At 63.2% G+C, this 17,909-nt stretch carries 16 protein-coding genes and 1 tRNA gene; 3 read left to right on the forward strand and 14 right to left on the reverse strand.

Annotation, left to right across the window (positions count from 1 at the left end; all coding sequences use genetic code 11):
• Position 1 precedes the first annotated feature (1 nt).
• From algG to yaaA, 7 genes are all read right to left on the reverse strand, one after another.
• The gene (gene algG, locus NMG10_RS13450) at positions 2-1,558 is read right to left on the reverse strand and encodes a mannuronan 5-epimerase AlgG (RefSeq protein ID WP_186712910.1); all 1,557 of its coding nucleotides are present in this window, start codon (positions 1,556-1,558) and stop codon (positions 2-4) included.
• A gap of 19 nt (positions 1,559-1,577) precedes the next feature.
• Positions 1,578-3,056 carry an alginate export family protein gene (locus tag NMG10_RS13455; RefSeq protein WP_203650671.1) on the reverse strand — a complete coding sequence of 493 codons (1,479 nt, stop codon included), beginning with the start codon at positions 3,054-3,056 and terminating at the stop codon, positions 1,578-1,580.
• Positions 3,053-4,588 (reverse strand): alginate biosynthesis TPR repeat lipoprotein AlgK, encoded by a 1,536-nt coding sequence (gene algK / locus NMG10_RS13460; protein WP_254464518.1) that lies wholly within the window; start codon positions 4,586-4,588, stop codon positions 3,053-3,055. Before algK ends, NMG10_RS13455 begins: the two co-directional genes overlap by 4 nt.
• Positions 4,589-4,600: 12 nt before the next feature.
• Complete coding sequence (locus NMG10_RS13465; RefSeq protein WP_232855682.1) at positions 4,601-5,767, reverse strand: alginate biosynthesis protein Alg44; 1,167 nt, start codon at positions 5,765-5,767, stop codon at positions 4,601-4,603.
• Between the two features lie 34 nt (positions 5,768-5,801).
• The gene (locus NMG10_RS13470) at positions 5,802-7,283 is read right to left on the reverse strand and encodes a glycosyltransferase family 2 protein (protein WP_203650674.1); all 1,482 of its coding nucleotides are present in this window, start codon (positions 7,281-7,283) and stop codon (positions 5,802-5,804) included.
• Between the two features lie 71 nt (positions 7,284-7,354).
• The gene (locus NMG10_RS13475; RefSeq protein WP_050704345.1) at positions 7,355-8,671 is read right to left on the reverse strand and encodes a nucleotide sugar dehydrogenase; all 1,317 of its coding nucleotides are present in this window, start codon (positions 8,669-8,671) and stop codon (positions 7,355-7,357) included.
• A gap of 861 nt (positions 8,672-9,532) precedes the next feature.
• Positions 9,533-10,312, reverse strand: a complete 780-nt coding sequence (gene yaaA, locus NMG10_RS13480) for a peroxide stress protein YaaA (RefSeq protein WP_254464519.1) — start codon at positions 10,310-10,312, stop codon at positions 9,533-9,535.
• A gap of 149 nt (positions 10,313-10,461) precedes the next feature.
• On the opposite strand from yaaA, the gene NMG10_RS13485 reads away from it, so the two are divergent.
• Positions 10,462-11,580, forward strand: a complete 1,119-nt coding sequence (locus tag NMG10_RS13485; protein WP_254464520.1) for a polysaccharide deacetylase family protein — start codon at positions 10,462-10,464, stop codon at positions 11,578-11,580.
• Positions 11,581-11,991: 411 nt separating this feature from the next.
• On the opposite strand, the gene NMG10_RS13490 is transcribed toward NMG10_RS13485, so the two are convergent.
• Positions 11,992-12,882 carry a bestrophin family protein gene (locus NMG10_RS13490; protein WP_234560424.1) on the reverse strand — a complete coding sequence of 297 codons (891 nt, stop codon included), beginning with the start codon at positions 12,880-12,882 and terminating at the stop codon, positions 11,992-11,994.
• Between the two features lie 191 nt (positions 12,883-13,073).
• On the opposite strand from NMG10_RS13490, the gene NMG10_RS13495 reads away from it, so the two are divergent.
• Positions 13,074-13,235, forward strand: coding sequence for a hypothetical protein (locus NMG10_RS13495; RefSeq protein ID WP_232855678.1), 162 nt, complete (start codon positions 13,074-13,076; stop codon positions 13,233-13,235).
• A gap of 157 nt (positions 13,236-13,392) precedes the next feature.
• Here NMG10_RS13495 and NMG10_RS13500 read toward each other — a convergent pair whose 3' ends face one another.
• The 6 genes from NMG10_RS13500 to NMG10_RS13525 form a co-directional block, all read right to left on the reverse strand.
• A complete protein-coding gene (locus NMG10_RS13500) occupies positions 13,393-13,872 on the reverse strand; it encodes a GNAT family N-acetyltransferase (RefSeq protein ID WP_254464521.1) in 480 nt (159 codons plus the stop codon).
• Between the two features lie 84 nt (positions 13,873-13,956).
• Positions 13,957-14,859 carry a nucleotidyl transferase AbiEii/AbiGii toxin family protein gene (locus tag NMG10_RS13505; RefSeq protein WP_254464522.1) on the reverse strand — a complete coding sequence of 301 codons (903 nt, stop codon included), beginning with the start codon at positions 14,857-14,859 and terminating at the stop codon, positions 13,957-13,959.
• The gene (locus NMG10_RS13510) at positions 14,846-15,400 is read right to left on the reverse strand and encodes a type IV toxin-antitoxin system AbiEi family antitoxin domain-containing protein (protein WP_234560421.1); all 555 of its coding nucleotides are present in this window, start codon (positions 15,398-15,400) and stop codon (positions 14,846-14,848) included. Before NMG10_RS13510 ends, NMG10_RS13505 begins: the two co-directional genes overlap by 14 nt.
• Positions 15,401-15,617: 217 nt before the next feature.
• Positions 15,618-15,878 (reverse strand): DUF3077 domain-containing protein, encoded by a 261-nt coding sequence (locus NMG10_RS13515; protein WP_254464523.1) that lies wholly within the window; start codon positions 15,876-15,878, stop codon positions 15,618-15,620.
• 16 nt (positions 15,879-15,894) lie between these two features.
• Positions 15,895-16,128 carry a hypothetical protein gene (locus tag NMG10_RS13520; RefSeq protein WP_234560419.1) on the reverse strand — a complete coding sequence of 78 codons (234 nt, stop codon included), beginning with the start codon at positions 16,126-16,128 and terminating at the stop codon, positions 15,895-15,897.
• A gap of 529 nt (positions 16,129-16,657) precedes the next feature.
• Positions 16,658-16,742: transfer RNA gene (locus NMG10_RS13525), tRNA-Leu, on the reverse strand.
• A gap of 108 nt (positions 16,743-16,850) precedes the next feature.
• On the opposite strand from NMG10_RS13525, the gene queA reads away from it, so the two are divergent.
• Positions 16,851-17,900: a tRNA preQ1(34) S-adenosylmethionine ribosyltransferase-isomerase QueA gene (queA, locus tag NMG10_RS13530; RefSeq protein WP_050704349.1), complete on the forward strand. Its 1,050-nt coding sequence runs from the start codon at positions 16,851-16,853 to the stop codon at positions 17,898-17,900.
• The last annotated feature ends 9 nt before the right edge of the window (positions 17,901-17,909 follow it).

Consider the following 17,909-nt stretch of genomic DNA (forward strand, 5'->3'; position numbering starts at 1 on the left):
CTTAGTCGATCATTTCGGTCTGGCGTTCGACCGGGTCGATCAGCACGGCCTTCTGCTGGCGCACCAGCAGGTCGAGGATTTCGTCCTGGCGCTCGCCGAGCACGCCGTTGAAGCTGATGCCGTTGGCCTTGCGCGGCATCAGCATCGACACCTTGTACAGCTCCACCGACAGGGGCGAATCGATCGACAGCGGGCCGGAGCCGTTGGCCGCCAGCTCGCCGCCGACCACGATCAGCGACACCTTGGTGTCGAACGGGTCGAGGGCGATGTCGCGGTCGGTGTCGGAGAGGTCCTTGATGTGTCCGTACACGCCCACCAGACCGTTGGCCATGGCGACGTTCTCGTACAGGCGGATGTTCACGCTGTTGCGCACGCGGATGCCGTGGCGGCGGTTGTTGATCAGCTTGTTGCCCCAGATCAGGTTGTCGCCGCTCTCGTACAGGGTGATGCCGTCGGTATGGTTGCGGTAGATCTCGTTGTAGGCGATCAGGTTGTTGACGCTGTTGCGGTCGATCACCACGCCCGAGAGCTTGTTGTCGTAGCTCTTGTTGTTGATGATCCAGCTGTCGTTGACCTCGCGCGAAACGATGATCCCGTGCTTCTTCTTGGTGCCGTACACGGTGTTGCCGGCGATGATCAGGCGGTGCGAACGGTCGTGGGGGTCGATGCCGTAGACGATGTTGTCGCGGTAGGTCGAGTCCTTGATCACGAAGTCCTGGGTCTCGTAGCAGTAGAAGCCGTACCACATGTCGCTGAACTCGGAGCCGATGATCCAGCCGGTGGGTTCCGGGCGGCCCATCTGCTTGGCCATGTTCGGCGTGTACTGCGAGATGCTCACGCCGTACGACTTGGACTTGGCGTAGCCGAAGCTGGCCATCTTGCTGTTGACGATATAGGTCTCGGTGCCGCCCCAGCTGAGCAGGAACGGGCGGAATTCATCGGGCTTGCGGAAGGTTGCCGGGCCGTTGGCCTGCTCGCGCCAGCCGGTCACCCGGGTATCGCTGACGAACAGCTTGCCGTCGTTGACGATGAACGAGCCGGCCTCTTCGGACAGGCGCAGCTCCTTGACCTTGCCGTCGATCTCCAGCACGCCCTTGCGCCCGACCACGATCGGCAGGCGGGCGAGGTAGACCCCCGGCGCGGTCTCGCGCAGGTACTGGTCGGGCACCTTTTTGCTCAGTTCCACCAGGTCGACATGCCCGTCATCGACGAAGATCGCCTGGGGAATGCCGTGCTGGCGCCGCACCCACTCGGCGCCCTTATTGTCGCCGCCGATGAACTCCTTGAGGGTGTCCTCCTGGAGCATGCGGCGCACGCTGACCTTGCCCTTGTGGCGGCGGTCGATCTTCTTCTGCACGGCTTCGGCGGTGTAGCCGGAGAGGTCGGGCAGCTTGGGCGGGTCCATCAGCAGTGGCTCGATCGGCGCACTGGCAACGGTGTAGGTCTTGGCCTGTTGCAGCCCCTTGGCCATTTCCGGCTCGGCGGCCTGGGCCAGGCCTGCGGCCAGCAGCAGGGCGCTGGCCAGCAGGCTGTGGCGAAGGTTCGGGTGCAGGTTCATGTCAAATCCTCTCCCGGCCTCAGTAGCGCCAGATCACGTCGACGAAGGCGCGGTGCATGTACGAGTCGGCCTCTTTGCCATAGGCGTCGCCCGGCTTGAACACGCCGGCGCGCAGGCGCACCAGGGCCGACGGCTCGTCGATCGACTGGCTGATCGAGGCCGGCAGCAGGCCTTGCTTGAAGTACTTGGTGACGACCACGTCCATCTCCTGGCCGAGGTCTTTCTCACCCTGCACCAGCGGACGGTTGATGCCGCCGTCGTCGACCACCGCGTTGATGCCACTGGAGCCGATGTTCTGCTTGCCGTCGACGCGCCAGAACTTGTGGTAGATGAAGCTGGCGTCGTAGTCGTCGCGCAGCTGCCAGGAGGCGAACAGGGTGGCGGCCTGCAGATTGCCCAGCTCGCCGCGGAACGCTTCGCCGAAGCGGTGCACCCGCGAGCGGGTGCCGGTGAAGTTGGAGCGGTTGCTCTCAAGGCCGGTCTGCTCGAAGTTGTTCGAACCGTCGCTGCCGCCACCGCCGCTGCCCCGGGCATAGGCCGCGCCGACCTGCCATTGCGGGTCCAGGCGCAGGCGGATGCCGAGGTCGGTGGCCCAGGCGTTGACGTCGCCGCTCTGCTTGCCGGTGGCGACCTGGTCGTTGCCCACCGCCTGGCTGCTGAGGGTGTCGCGATCGCCGGTCAGCCAGGTGACGCTGCCCCAGTAGTTGACGGTGTGGTCGTTGCGCCAGTTGTAGGCATCGCTGTTGGCTTCCAGGCCCAGCCAGGTGAGATCGCCCGTGCGAGTCTTGTCGAGGGCGTCGACGGTTTCGCCTGGGCTTTTCAGGCTGCCGCCGTCATGAGTGTGGTGGGCGCGCAGGCCGACCCAGTGGCCGGGTGTCCACTGCGTGGCGACGTTGCCATAGACGTGGGTGCGGTCCTTGTCCTCCGGGGCCAGCTCGGTGAGGTCGGTGCGGTATTCGCTGAAGCGCTGGGCCACGCCCAGGTCGGCCTTGAGCAGGGTGGTGTCGAAGGTCCAGTTCAGCGCCTCGATGTTGGTGTCGCGCCACATGCCGTCGTCGCTGCGCAGGCGCTGGCGGCCGAAGCGCAGCTGCTCGCCGGGGTAGGGGGTCAGGCCGCTGTAGCCGATCCAGAACTCGCGCATGGCCAGGTAGCTCTTGTCCGGCTTGCGGCTGTCGTCGCCGTTGTCGCTGGTGGTGCCGTCGTCGTTCTGGCGCAGAGTGTCGGTCTCGATGATGTCGGTGGCGGCCACCGCCTGGCCCATGGCGAAGGCGCTCCAGTGGCCGCGCTCACCGTACACCCAGGGTCGCAGGTCCAGGCCCAGGCCGTTGACGTCGCCGCCGGAGCGGGTGCCCAGGTCGCGGTCGTCCTCGGACTGGCCGGTGATCTTCACGTCGAGGCCGAAGTTCTTCTGCGCGGTTTCCGCCGCCAGGGTCGGCATCGACCACAGCAGGGCGAAGCCCAGGCCGATGCCGGCTTTCACGAAGGGGTTGAGCGTCATAGCGAATCCTCGGCGTCTACGTCGTCTTTCTCGTCCTGCAGTGCTTCGATGGCCAGGGTGCTGTTGGCGCCCTGGGTCATGCTGCCGCGTGCCCGCTTCTCCTGCGCCAGCAGGTCCTGCGCCTGGTTGCGCTGGTCGGGCGTGAGCTGCTGGTCGAGCTGTTGCAGCAGTTCGGTCGACTGCGGGGTCGGGTTGACCTGTGACAACTGGGCGAACACCCAGGCATTGGTCGGTGCCGGGCGGATGCCGTGGCCTTCGCTGAACAGCTGGGCCAGGGCGTAGTCGGCGCTGTTCTGGCCGCCGCGGGCGGCGGCGAGCAGGTGGTCCACGGCTTTCTGCGGCTCGACCTGGCCCAGGTAGCCACGGCGGTAGAGCTGGCCGAGGTAGTAGTCGGCGCTGACCTCGCCGGCGTCGGCGGCGGCCTGCAGGTGCTCCTGGGCCTTCTGCGCGTCGGCGGGCACGGTCTTGCCTTCGTAGTAGAGGCGGCCCAGCAGCAGTTCGGCGCGGGGTTGCTCGGCCTCGCGGCCCTTGTCGATGTAGGCCATCAACTGGTCGGTGTCGCCCAGCTCGGGGAAGTCGTAGAGCAGTTGCGCCAGGCTCACCCACGAGGCCGGGTTGGCCGGGGCGATGTGCTCGAGCAGGTCCTTGGCGGTCTTCTCGTCGGTCTGGCCGAGGCTGCGGTCGGCCAGCACCCGGGCGACGCTGTCGACCCGGGTGGCCGGCACGGCGCCACGGGCATGGGCGGCTTTCAGTTGTTCGAGCAGGGCGGCCTGCTGGTCGGGCTGGGCGCGTTTCTGGTAGACGGTGGCCAGCTCGACGTAGCAGATGTCAGTGGTGGCCAGTGCCGCCTTGCAGATTTTCTCCACATCGCCCAGGTGCTGGTCGTAGGTCCCTTGGGTGCGGTACAGCAGGACCTGAGCAAGGCCGGCCTCGGGGTTGCCGGCGGCGCGCCACTGGTCGATCTGCTGCTGGGCGTTGACCTTGGGGAAGCTCTGCGGGTACTGCAGGTAGAGCATCGCCAGCGGGATCAGGGTGTTGCTTTCGCCCTGTTGTGCAGCGTGCTTGAGCAGGGTTTCGGCCTCCTCGCGCTCGGCCTGGGTGCTGTCGGGCTTGGCCACCAACAGGCGGCCGAGACGCGCCTGGGCACGGGGCGAGGTGGTGGCGGCGGCGCGATAGGTGGCTTCGGCCTCCTCGAGTTTCGCCGGGTCGCGGGTGGCGACCTGGATATCGGCCAGACCTACCTGGGCATCGCTGTAGCCGAGGTCGGCCAGGGCCTTGTAGTTGCGCTCGGCGGTGGCGGTGTCGCCGCGCTTGAGCGCTTCATTGGCCAGGCGCTGGTCGGGCAGGCCGGCGCAGCCGGCCAGGGTGATGGCGGCGGCCAGGGCGCACCATGCCAATGGGCGGGCGCTGCGCACCCGATCGCGGGGCAAGCCCGCTCCTACAGGGTGCGGCGCGGTCCCTGTAGGAGCGGCCTTGTGCCGCGATCCAGGCGACGCCACTCCAGCAGGAGAAAAACCATTCAAAGGTTTCATCGTCCGATCCTCTTACAACCCACGAGCCACGGCCTTGTCGATCAGCCAGTTCAGCGACGGACCACGATCACTGTTGACCGCGGCCGGGCGCCCGGCGAGCTCGGCCGGCAGACCGCCGTCGGGCTTGATCTGCACGCGGATGTCGGAGGCCAGGTTGTCGGTGTCCAGGCTCGAGCTGCCGGTGATCCGCCCGGTGCGCACTTCGTCCTCGCCGGCGATCTGGAAGTTGACCCGGGTACCCGGCTTCACTTCGTCGAACTGGCGATAGCTGAAGCGCGCCTCGATGGTCGGGACGCTGGTGCGCGGGATCAGCGCGAACACCGGCTGGCCCTTGCTGGCGTACTGGCCGTCATCCACCAGCTGGCGCGAGACCACGCAGTCGCACGGGCTGGTGAGGGTGCCGGAGAGCTGCTTGCCGAACAGCTCCTCGACCTTGGCCGGCTCCAACTGCGAGTCGTCCAGGTGGCCCTTGAGCAGGTCGAGCATGCTGGTGTTGAAGGTCGCCAGCGGTGCGCCCTTGGCCACGCTCGCGCCGCTTTCCACCAGGCTCTGCAGACTGCCGTCGCGGGGCATGGTGACGTTGGTGGTGGGCACCGCGACCACGCCGGCCTCGGCATGGCTGACGAAGTACAGGCCGTACAGCGACTTGGCGACGAAGCCGAAGGCCACCAGGCCGACCACGAACACCCCGGCGGTCACGGTGACCGCGCGCAGGCGGCCAAAGGCGGAAAGGCCCGAGCCTCCGTCCTTGTGCTTGCGCGCCTTGGTGAAGTTGTCGCGCTGCAGGGTACTGAGCACGTCGCCGACGCTGATCAGCTCGCCGGACAGGTGGCTGGTGATGATGTGGCGCAGGGTGGCGATGTCGCGCGGCTCGAGGTTCTGGAACTCGGCGCCGGTGCGGGCGGTCTCGCGGCTGCTGGTGCGCACCAGCAGTTCGACGTCCATCGACAGGCCGAGGTTGTCGACCACGAACTGCAGGCGACCGCGCAGCACTTCGCCTTCAGGCAGAGGCTTCTTGGCGTGGAAGGACAGGCCCCCGGCGGACAGGTCGTCAACCTTCACCTCGTGCGCTTCGCGGTTGCCGTCCAGGTAGCGCAGCTTGGCGGGGATGCGCACCCGGGCGTGCTGGCGCTGCGCTTCGGATTCATGCACGACATTGACGTTCACGGCGGTATTCATGGCGATATTCGTTCCTGTTGTCCGATCCGGGGGCTCACACGACCATGAACAGCACGGCGACGAAGATGCTCGCGGCCGAGAAGGTCATGGTCCGCGAGGACCAGGTGTTGAACCATTGTTGAAAACTTGCGAGGTCGCGTTTGAGGGCAGTGGGCTGGCGGGTCCAGGACTGCCTGTCGAGGCGGAAGAACACGTAGATCTTCATCACCGCGCCGACGATCTGGTTGTAATAGAGGATCAGCGGGTAGGCCGGGCCGACGTTGTGACCCGAGCACAGCAGCATGATGGTGAGGATCAGGCGGGTGATGCCGATCCACAGCAGGTACACCAGCAGGAACTGCAGGCCGAACTTGAAGCTGGCGATCACCGCCACGGTCAGGCCCAGCAGGCTGGTCCACATCGACACGCGCTGGTCGAGCAGCACGATGCTGGTGAACAGCCCCAGGCGCTTGAGACCCAGGCCCAGGGCGCGGGAGTTCTGCCGCAGGTTGTTGCCGTACCAGCGGTACATCAGCTTGCGGCTGGCCTTGACGAAGCTCTTCTCTGGCGGGTGCTCGACCGTGTTGATCGCGGCATCGGGCACGTAGAAGGTGTCGTAGCCCAGGCGCATCAGGCTGAACCAGCTGGACTTGTCGTCGCCGGTGAGGAACTTGAAGCGGCCCAGGCGCCAGTGCATCAGCGAGTCGCTTTCGACGTCGGCGATGAACTCGGGGTTGGTCACTACGCTTGCGCGGAACATCGACATGCGCCCGGTCATGGTCAGCACGCGCTTGGACAGGGCCATGGAGCACATGTTGATGTGGCGCTGGGCGAAGCGCAGCTTGTGCCACTCGCTCATGATGTAGCCGCCGCGCACTTCGCAGAACTCGTTGGTGGTCAGGCCACCGACGTTGGGGTACAGGCGGAACCATGGCACGGTCTTGCGCACCACGCCCTCGGCCAGCACGGTGTCGCCGTCGATCACCGCCACCACGGCGTTTTCATCCGGCAGCATCCGCGAGATGGCGCGGAAACCATAGGCCAGGCCGTCACGCTTGCCGGTGCCGGCGATACGCACGATGTCGAGGGTCACGTGGGACGGCGGGTTGTACTTGGCCCACAGGCTTTTCACCAGCAACTCGTCGGACTTCTCCACCAGCGAGCAGACCACGGTGGTGGGGAAGCCGCAGTCGATCGCCTCTCGGATTACCGAGCTGTACACCTGGGCGGTTGTCAGTGCCTCGATGCGAAAGCTGGTGACCATCAGGTACACGTGCGACGGGTCGGCGTCCTTGCCGAGTTTCTGCACCTTGCGGCGCAGGTAGGGGTAGACGATGTACAGGAAGATCATGCCGCGGATGAAATGGGTGGCGCCCATGGAGTAGCGCCAGATGCCGACGGCACCGACCAGGAAGATGAAGTGCTTCGACTGCGAGTCGAAGATATCGCTGGGCAGGGCCAGGGCGATCAGCATGAGCAGGCTCATGTAGAGCAGCCAGCCGGCGCATTGCAGCAGCATGGTCTGGAACCTTTGCATGTTCGGCATCCGTCGAGAATTCGGGGGAGGGCGGGCGGCGCGCTGGGGAGGGACGCGCCGCCCGGCCGGGTTTACCAGCAGATACCTTCGGTGCGGCTGGTGGCGCAGGTCGGCTTGCTCATGAAGCCGACCAGGTCGATCACCTGCTTGCCTTCCGGTGCCTGCTGGGCCAGGGCGCGGAACTGCTCGTCACGGTTGCCCAGGATGATGATCTCGGCGTTGTCCACCACCTGCTCGAAGTTGGCGTTGAGCAAGGAGGAGACGTGGGGGATCTTCGACTCGATGTAGTCCTTGTTGGCGCCGTGGACACGGGCGTACTCGACGTTCTGGTCGTAGATGTCGAGCTGGTAGCCCTTGCCGATCAGGCGTTCGGCCAGCTCCACCAGCGGGCTTTCGCGCAGGTCGTCGGTGCCGGCCTTGAACGAAAGGCCGAGCAGGGCGACCTTGCGCTTGTCGTGGCTCTCGATGATGTCGAAGGCGTTCTGCACCTGGGATTCGTTGCTGCGCATCAGCGAGTCGAGCAGCGGCGCGCGCACGTCGAGGCTGGCGGCGCGGTAGGTGAGGGCGCGCACGTCCTTGGGCAGGCACGAGCCACCGAAGGCGAAGCCCGGGCGCATGTAGTACTGCGACAGGTTCAGCGCCTTGTCCTGGCAGACCACGTCCATCACCTCGCGACCATCGACGCCGACGGCCTTGGCGATGTTGCCGATCTCGTTGGCGAAGGTGACCTTGGTCGCGTGCCAGACGTTGCAGGTGTACTTGATCATCTCGGCCACTTCGACCGGCTTGCGGATGATCGGCGCGTCGAGTTCTTCGTACAGGGCCTGCAGCACGTCGCCGCTGGCGCTGTCCAGTTCGCCGATGACGGTCATCGGCGGCTGGTCGTAGTCCTTGATTGCGGTGCTTTCGCGCAGGAACTCCGGGTTGACCGCGACGCCGAAGTCGACACCGGCCTTCTTGCCCGAACAGTCTTCCAGAATCGGAATGACCACGTTCTTCACGGTGCCCGGCAGCACGGTGCTGCGCACCACCACGGTGTGACGGCTGGCCTTGTCGCGCAGCACGTAGCCGATCTCGCGGCACACCGACTCGATGTACTCCAGGCCCAGGTCGCCGTTCTTCTTGCTTGGCGTGCCGACGCAGATCATCGACACGTCGCTTGCGCGGATGGCTTCGGCGAAGTCGGTGGTGCCGCGCAGGCGGCCGTTGGCGATGCCTTGTTGCAGCAGCTCTTCGAGGCCCGGTTCGACGATGGGCGACTTGCCCTTGTTGATCAGGTCGATCTTGGTGCTGGAAACGTCCACACCAATCACTTCATGGCCTCGTGCCGACAGGCAACCTGCACAGACTGCACCCACATAACCCAAACCAAAGATGCTGATACGCATCGCATTCACCTCGTGTGTTTATCACGCCAGCCCTTCAGCGAAGAGCCGACCGGGTTGATTGACCAGCAGTATTCGGGCGCACGGATCCATGGCGAATTGACACTTCACCGAACGCAGGCATGAATAAATCCGGAGCGCAAAAAGTTATGCACTCAAAGTTGGCAGTCATAGGCCAGTATTTAAAAAGGCGTGCCCTGAAATGCAGCCGTCTTTATTGCAATTCACCGTTGGTGAAGTGCTGTGCTTGTTTTTTCAAGTGGATAAATCCTTTGAAATCAACCACTAGGACGAATTTTAGGGGCGCTTGCCTCCTGCATGGATCATGGCTTTTGGCACTTCCTGTACCGCCGTTGAAGTTTTTTGGGCCGGTTGAGAATGGCGGCCCTTTGTCATCTGTAAGTCATTTCTCACGCCGGGCGCTTGAAACTCGTTACGGGTGCTATGAGCCATCTCCCTTGGCAGAAGTTCCGGGGGCGGTTTCGTCACGATGAAAGATTTCTAAATATTTTTTCAGAGGGAAATACTTTCAATCTGATAGCACACGGCAGTTTCGTCCCCGTATATAAAGGGCGAAATCGCAGGGGGATGGTTATAGGCCAGCATGCGAAAATTTTTTTCAATTTTCGTCAAAAAACTACGAACGGTCTTATGGCGTTTTGCAATAAGGATAGGGTGGTTGGTTTTTTGGCGTCTGTTATTTGGCGAATTCGAGGGTGAAAGCGTGCCCCGTTGCAGGGCAAGGGTGGGATGGGGCTGCTTCGCAGCCCTTTCGCGGCGCAAGGCCGCTCCTACAGAGAACAGCGCGGTCCCTGTAGGAGCGGCCTTGTGCCGCGAAAGGGGCGCAAAGCGCCCCCGGGGCCATCAGCCCTCAGCGTGATCGCGCAGGAACACCAGATGATCCGGCTTCGACTGCTCGGCGCTGTAGTAGTAACCCTGCACATCAAAGCGCTTGAGCTGCTCCGGGTCGCTGATCCGCTCCTGGATCACAAAGCGGCTCATCATCCCGCGGGCCTTCTTGGCGTAGAAGCTGATGATCTTGTACTGGCCGTTCTTCAGGTCCTTGAAGTCGACATCGATCACCCGCGCCTTCAGCGCGCTCTTCTTCACCGCGCTGAAGTATTCGTTGCTGGCCAGGTTCAGCAGCACGTCGTCACCCTGGTCGGCCAGGGCCTGGTTCAGCCATTCGCTGATGCGCGTGCCCCAGAAGGCGTACAGGTCCTTGCCGCGGGCATTGGCCAGCTTGGTGCCCATTTCCAGGCGGTAGGGCTGCATCAGGTCCAGCGGGCGCAGCAGGCCGTACAGGCCCGAGAGCATGCGCAGGTGGTCCTGGGCGTAGCTGAAGTCGTCCTCGCCCAGGCTTTCGGCGTCGAGCCCGGTGTACACGTCGCCCTTGAACGCCAGCAGTGCCTGCTTGGCGTTGGCCGGGGTGAAATCCGGGGTCCAGCTGCCGAAGCGCGCGGCGTTGAGGCCGGCGAGCTTGTCGGAGAGGTGCATCAGCTCGGCGATCTGCGCCGGCGCCAGTTCGCGCAGTTGCACGATCAGTTCCTGGGAGTCGTCCAGGTACTGGGGCAGGGTGTGGCGCTGGGTTACCGGCGGGGTGTCGTAGTCGAGGGTCTTGGCGGGGGAAATCACCGTCAGCATCGGGTCGGCTCCTGGAATCGTCGGGCGAATTCTACGGGGCCGCTGGCACAACGCCAAACTATGGCGACGATAGTCACCGAACATCGCCACATTAAACCGCGGGCGGTCGCGCTATAGTGCGCGCCATGCCTTCAAGGAGATTGCTCATCGTGCGTATCGCGTTTGCCCTGTTCGCCGGGCTGCTCAGCCTGGGCGCGCAGGCGGCCCCGGCGGATTTCGTCAGTTTCGACCGTGAGCTGTGGCCCGAGCAGCTGGACAGCCCGACGCTGTTCGACGTGGCGTCGCGGGCGGAGATCCTGTCGTTCGCCCGGGTGCTGCACGAAAGCGAGATGCTCGATGAGCAGGCGCTCAAGACCCGGCTCGGCTTGCGCCAGATCAACCTGACCGTCGTGCGGGCCGTACGGGCACGTCTGTGGCAGCGCCTGTGGACAAGTTATCAACAGGCGCAGAAGAGTTGCGAGCAGGATGCCTCGTTCTGCTACCCGGTCGAGTCCATGGCCGATCTACGCACGCAGTCTGCTGTTTTCGCCGAGGATGTAGGCACGTTCTATACCGGATGGGTCGAGCCCAGTCATCAGTTCCACACTCGATACCTGGATGAACAGTTGCGCAAGGCCGCGCTGTTCCCGCAAACCACCAGCGAGGTGGCCAAGCTGTCCAACCGCGAGCGCAATGGCGAGGAGCTCAACGACCGGATGTTCCTCCTGACCTTCGCCGGCGGCCCGGGGCCACAGGGCGGCGGCACCGATGCGGTGGCCGACTACCTGCGGCGGCAGAAGCTCGACGGGATTTTCTTCGTGCTCGGCAATCGCCTGCAGCAACGTCGTGACGCCGGTCCGGTGAATGAGCTGTATGCCGGCCAGTGCGTGGGTATCCAGGGGTGGGAGTACCGCTCCCACGCCCAGTGGCAGGACTGGCAGGACTCGCTGCGTCGCAGCCAGGCACGGGTCCAGGCCGACCTGGCGGAGCAGTATGTGCCGTTGTTCCGCCCGCCCTATGGCCAGCGCCGCGCCGATGGCGAGGGGTTCATGGACAGCCAGCAGTTGCGGGTATCGTTGTGGGACATCGACGCCCAGGATGACGGACCGCTGACCGCCGAAGCCTCGGCACAGCGGGTGCTGACGCTGATGCTGCTGTGGCGCAAGGGGGTGATCCAGTTCCGCGACAATCAGCCCAAGACGCAGCCGGCGCTGGAGTGGTTGTTGCAGCATACGGCCCAGAGCGGGATCGGTTGGGAGGATTGTCGGGAGTATGCTCGGCGGGGGTAGGCTTAAGAGCGGTGGGGGCGTTGCGGGGTGTTCGGCGAGATTTCTGCAGCGTCTTTGAGATCGAGCGCCGCCCGCGGCGCATCGCGACGCAAGGCCGCTCCTACATCTGTTTCGGGCCAGTCAATCCTGTGCCATTACCGGGTCCGCCTTGTTGGTTCGACGCGATTTCAATGTGGGCACCACTGCCGTCCCACCTGTCTCAAGGCATGCGTCAAGGCTGGCAACCATGGCCTGACAGGTTCGGCACGTTGCAACAAATGTAGGAGCGGCCTTGCGTCGCGATGCGCCGCGCGGGCGGCGCTCGATCTCATAGGCGCTGCAAGGCTATCGTCTGGCACCTGGCAGCCAATATGCGATCAAATTTTTCACCTGCAAAAACCTTGAATAGATTGAAAAGGCGTATCGATCCACTCAATGCACCAACGCCCCACATTGCGCCTCCCGCTGCATCGACTCCAGGTTGCGTTCGATCGTCTCGCAGATCGTGTCCATTGGAATCTGGTGCTCACTGAAGCGGAACGGGCTCTGCAAGTCCGTGCCGATCCGCTCGATGGCCAGCAGCATGAAGCCGACCACCGTCGAGGCCAGCGGCGTGAACCAGCCCAGCGACTCCACTAGCCCCACCGGCACGATCAGGCAGAACAGTGTGATGAACAGCCGCGGGAAGTACACATAAGGGTAGGGCAGCGGCGTATTGGCGATCCGCTCCATCCCGCCCTGGGCGTTGGACATGTCCACCAGGGTCGATTCCAGCCGCGCCAGGCGAATGCTGTCCAGTCGCCCGGCCTGGTACTCCTGGGCCAGCAAGGCCGCCGAGCCGCCGAGGATATCGTTGGCGAAGTTGTTCGAACGATTGCGCCGCTCGAACTCCCCGGGCGGTATGAAGGCCATCAGCTCATCCGGGCATTTCTCGCCCTTGAGGTGCGCCGCCAGGCAGTTCACGTAGGCGATATGCCGACGCAGCAAGGTCGCCTTCACCGGGTTCGGCCCGTCGGCCGGGTCGTCGACCAGCGTCAGCACCTGCCGGGCGAAGCTGCGCGAACTGTTCACCAGCGCGCCCCACAGCGTGCGCGCCTCCCACCAGCGGTTGTAGGCGCTGCTGTTGCGAAAGCTCACCAGCACCACCAGCGCCGAGCCCAGCAGGGTGAGCGGGATCAGCGGCAGGCTGAACTTGCTGTTGAAGAACAGCATGAAGTCGATGGTGACCAGCACATCCCAGATCAGCAGCCAGAACAGCGACCAGCCGATGTAGCCGAAGGTCTTGACCACCAGGCGGTATTTGCGGGCGAGGAGGGCTTTCACGTGGGGGAACCTCGATGCGGGGGATGCAGGTTCCGACGTCGCGGGAAGGGCAAGGTTCGGTGGGATTTGACGCAGGGTGTTACGTGGTTTTTCTGGTCGGCAGTAAAGAAGAGGCCTACAGCAAGCGGTAAAGCTTCCCTCAGGGCTATGGTTTAGGCTCGTTACACATTCACATTGCGAGGTAGTCGAGCATGGCCAGTGAACTGACGCCATTCAATATTGCGGATCTACTGGATTCCGAGGCAGCGATTCAGGAATACCTGTTACAGGTAGCGGCCGAAGGAGACGCTGATGAAATCATTCGAGCACAGTCCCATGTCCAGGCCGCGCGCTTGCGCAATACAGAAGGCTAGTCCAGCCAGATCCCCTGTCACCCGGCGCTTTGTGCTGCGCTGTCGCACGATGAGTAGAGTCGCAAGCATCGCCAGCGTGGGAGCGGGCTTGCCCCGCGATGGGCTGCAACGCAGCCCCAACCCAGGCCACACCGCACACACGTAAATCACCTCAACCTCAGCTCAACACCTGCTTCATCTGCACCAGCGCGATCCGGCTTCCATCCGGTGCCTGTCGCTCCTCGATCCCGAACGGCACAAAACCGAGCTGTGGATAAAGCAGCAACCCTGCGGTGTTGTGATTGAAACACGACACCCAGACCTCCCGCGCGGCGAACTCTTGGCGAGCCAAGTCGATCATGCACTGCACCAGATAACGTGCCACGCCCTGACCCCGCGCAGCCGGCGCCACCACCACATTACCCAGCGCGCAGACACCGCCGTGATTGGCTTTGTAGAAATTGGCGAAGCCAACGATCACCCCGTCAATTTCGACCACCGTTGAGCCGCTGCGCTGGGCAATGGCTTCGCTCAGTTGTGCGGGAGTGAATGGGTAGGTGGCTTTGGGGAACATATAGAACAGTTCGTCCGGGCCTTGAGGCAAGTTGCAGAGCGTGGCGATGTCGGCAGATCGGACGGGGCGATGGCTCAGTGGCATGGATGATGTTCCGCTGTGTGGAGAGGTTACCAACCCTGTATGGCCGGAAGGGTGGTGTTAGTGCTAGGCCGGCAAGTCATTACCTTACATCAGGAACCTGTGATCGCCAGCGCCAGCATCCGCGGCGTCCAGGGATAAGCAAAGCTCACCGAACAACTGCTCGACGGTCTCCACCACATAGCTCCAGAATGCTGGGTTTTCGATAGTCTGCGACACCACTTGCAAGGGAAGAAAGCGGCGCATCTCCGCCTGGAAGTCGCGCTGCGTCTGTGCCTGCTGCAAACAGGCGACTCGCTCCGTACCTTGCTGCAATAGCCAGTCGGCAGTAATCGCGTGGTCCCCAAGCTTGCGCCTGACCAGTGCGAAAGCCGGTATCACGGCGCGCTGTTTGAGCCAGGCCAAGTCCCAGAGGTCACGATTCTTGATGCGCCCTCGGCGCAGGGCGAAAGCCAGCAGCTTGTCGATGAAGATCTCTTCGAGACTCTGCGTGTTGACGATCAATCCTTCGGTTCCCATATCGACCCCGTAGGGGTTCAGCAAGGTCATGGGTTTGCATTGATAGGACGGGACTGCGCAGATGTCGATGTGGATTCTCTGCGCGGGCAGGTTACGAGCCTCGGGGCGTGTCTGTACGCACAGCTTCCAGGTGTCCACATTGCCAGGCGTGTGCAACGGCTCGCTCACATCGACCTGCAATCCGTACTTTTCACTCAGCCTTGCGATCAGGCTTTCCTTCAGTGCCGAAAAGTCTTCCCGTTTGAAATCTGCGCCACCAGTGAAGTCGAGATCTTCACTCAGGCGCCTGGAACCGTAGCAGGTTCGCAGGCAGGTGCCGCCGATAAAGCAGAGCCTCTGCAGCAAGCCGGACTCGCTGAGTATCCGCATGATGTCGTGATGCAGCAGCTCCTTTTCCACCACCACTTGCAGTGGCGCGAGCTCAGGTGTGTTGCCCAGGGCGTGCTGGACAAGTCGATCAAACAAGTTCATTGGCCGTTTTCCAGTCGATCAGCTCCAGATTGCGTCTGGTCCGCTTCATGTCGGCCAAGGCCAGCGAGGCTTTGGCGCGCCATAGGCGGCAGCGGTCGTCGTAGTCGAGTTGGCCGTTGAGTTCGAGAGCGGTACGGGTGGTATGGACGAACTCGACCGTGCCGAAAGCTGCGCAGCTTATGGTCTGGCTTCGTCCTGACGACATGATAGTCAGCCAGTTCTGTGGTACCTGAGAGATCACTCCGATATCGCTGAGGGCGCACTCGAGGCTGATGTAGTTGAGGTTGTCAGCTCGCAGGCGGGCCGCAGCGTGATAGAGCACGAGCCCAGGGTTGGGCTTGGCCGGAGTGAAAAGGTAAAGCCCCCTGCACACCCTGATCAGGATGTTGTCGTTGGACGCTCTGCTCAGCAGCGAGCGATAGGCGCCGTCGGACAAGCCGGGCACCAGGGCGCGCATATCCGCTGGCGTGAACAGATAGCGCTGGGGCGTGGCGAGGTGATGCAGGCCTCGATAGAGGCACTGAAGCGGCTGGGCAGGCATGGGGTGATCAACAGAAAGTCACGGTTTGTGAAACTTAGTGTAGAACGGCAGCTCTGGCTATACAGTAAGTTGCACTTTGTGTGATTTTCTGTGCAGTCACTAGTTTGGCTCAAAAGGCATCAACGCACCTACTAACGGGCAAGCCCACTCCCACGGGGCTTTGCCGAGCTTGTGGGAGCGGGTACAGCCGATTTAGGCGTTAGACGTTCGGCAGGGGCTATTCAGTCGAATCCCGTTGGCGACCCAACTCCACATCATCCATCACCGCCTTGGCCATATCGCTCATCAAGTGTGCTCCCCAGCCAAGGTTGACCTCGCCATCAGTCGCTGCAAGCAATGTCATGCGCTTCACGCAGGCCATGATCGCAGAGGCTTGTTCCATGGCTGACTTTCCGTCCTGCCCCGGTTCGACCCGGAACAGTGGTTGCTCGCCATCGCCATAGCCGAATCCGGTCACGCCGGCAGTCTTGTCGTTCATCGTGTTTTCTCCCTGTTCAGTGCTTGATCTGAAGCTTGCTCAGTGCCAGTTCCACCAGCCCGCGTGCGGCCTCGATTTCGTGCATCGTTGCCATGGACATGCCGCGCGCTGTGCTGGTGACTTGGGTGAGGGCGTTCTGGTGGGTGACGGAGAGGGCGCAGAACAGGCGTTCCGAGATCTGGATGAGCAGGTCTTCGAGCGAGTGGGTTGTTTCGGGAGAAAGCGGTGGGTCGGGGACAATCTTCAACATGGTGTGATCCTTACTGAAGGGCCGTCACCATTGCTGTCAAACAAGAGGGTGGCAGCGGTACGTGGGTTGACAGACCGGTCAGTAAGGAAACCCGGCGCACCCGAAGGTGCCCCACGTACAGCCGCCATAGGTGGCATAGCTGTGCGAGTTAATTACTGGAGCGGCCTGTCAAAGCCGGTCGCTGATTTGGCAGCGACGGGTCGAGACTAGAGGCCGATCCAGACCATCGCAATGGCTTGAAAGGGGTTGGGAGTATGTTTGGGAAATGGACTACAGGGAATGGGGAAAGTCTTAAAGGACTGGGCGTGAAACGAACTCGAAGTCGCCAGGCTTGCACGTTTTTTGTAGGAGCGGCCTTGTGCCGCGAAAGGGCTGCAGCGCGGCCCCAGGATCTTAACCATGTCGCAGGAATCGCCGGGGCTGCGTTGCAGCCCTTTCGCGGCACGAGGCCGCTCCTACAGGGGGCGAGGCATGGACTAATCGCCAGGCACAAAAAAACCGACCATAAGGTCGGTTTTTTTCTGGATCTTGGTGCCCCGAGGGAGACTCGAACTCCCACTCCTTTCGAAAACGGATTTTGAATCCGCCGCGTCTACCAATTCCGCCATCAGGGCTTGTGGCGCCGCAGTATAGAGAGGTGCCTTGGGTCGGTCAATCGGCTTTCATGGTCAATTTTCACGCATTGGGCTAAACTTTGCGGCCCTGTCGAACCGAACATCATCATGCGCGTCGCCGATTTTTCTTTCGAACTCCCCGATTCCCTGATCGCCCGCCATCCGCTGGCCGAGCGCCATGGCAGCCGCCTGCTGGTGCTCGATGGCCCCAGCGGCACGCTGGCCCACAAGCAGTTCACCGACCTGCTCGAGTACCTGCGCCCGGGCGACCTGATGGTGTTCAACAACACCCGGGTGATCCCGGCGCGGCTGTTCGGCCAGAAAGCCTCCGGCGGCAAGCTGGAAGTGCTGGTCGAGCGCGTGCTCGATAGCCACCGCGTGCTGGCCCACGTGCGCGCCAGCAAGGCGCCTAAAGAAGGCACGCAGATCCTCATCGACGGCGGTGGCGAGGCCGAGATGGTCGCGCGCCATGACACGTTGTTCGAACTGCGCTTCAGTGAAGAGGTGCTGCCGCTGCTCGAGCGCGTCGGCCACATGCCGCTGCCACCGTACATCGACCGCCCCGACGAGGGCGCCGACCGCGAGCGCTACCAGACCGTCTACGCCGAGCGCGCCGGCGCCGTGGCCGCGCCCACCGCCGGCCTGCATTTCGACGAAGCGCTGCTGGCGAAGATCGCCGCCAAGGGCGTCGAGCGCGCCTTCGTCACCTTGCACGTGGGCGCCGGCACCTTCCAGCCGGTGCGGGTCGACAAGATCGAAGACCACACCATGCATAAAGAGTGGCTCGAAGTGAGCCAGGACGTGGTCGACGCCGTCGCCGCGTGCCGCGCCCGTGGCGGCCGGGTGATCGCCGTGGGCACCACAAGCGTGCGCTCGCTGGAAAGCGCGGCGCGCGATGGCGAGCTCAAGGCCTTCAGCGGCGACACCGACATCTTCATCTTCCCGGGCCGGCCGTTCCATGTGGTCGATTGCCTGGTCACCAACTTCCACCTGCCGGAGTCCACGCTGCTGATGCTGGTCTCGGCCTTCGCCGGTTACCCCGAGACCATGGCCGCCTACGCGGCGGCGGTCGAGAACGGGTACCGCTTCTTCAGTTACGGTGATGCCATGTTCATCACCCGCAATCCGGCGCCACGCGGCCCAGAGGATCAAGCATGAGTCGCACCT

It is taken from the genome of Pseudomonas sp. DVZ6 (assembly GCF_024259445.1).
In the GTDB taxonomy this organism is placed as follows: Bacteria; Pseudomonadota; Gammaproteobacteria; order Pseudomonadales; family Pseudomonadaceae; genus Aquipseudomonas; species Aquipseudomonas peradeniyensis.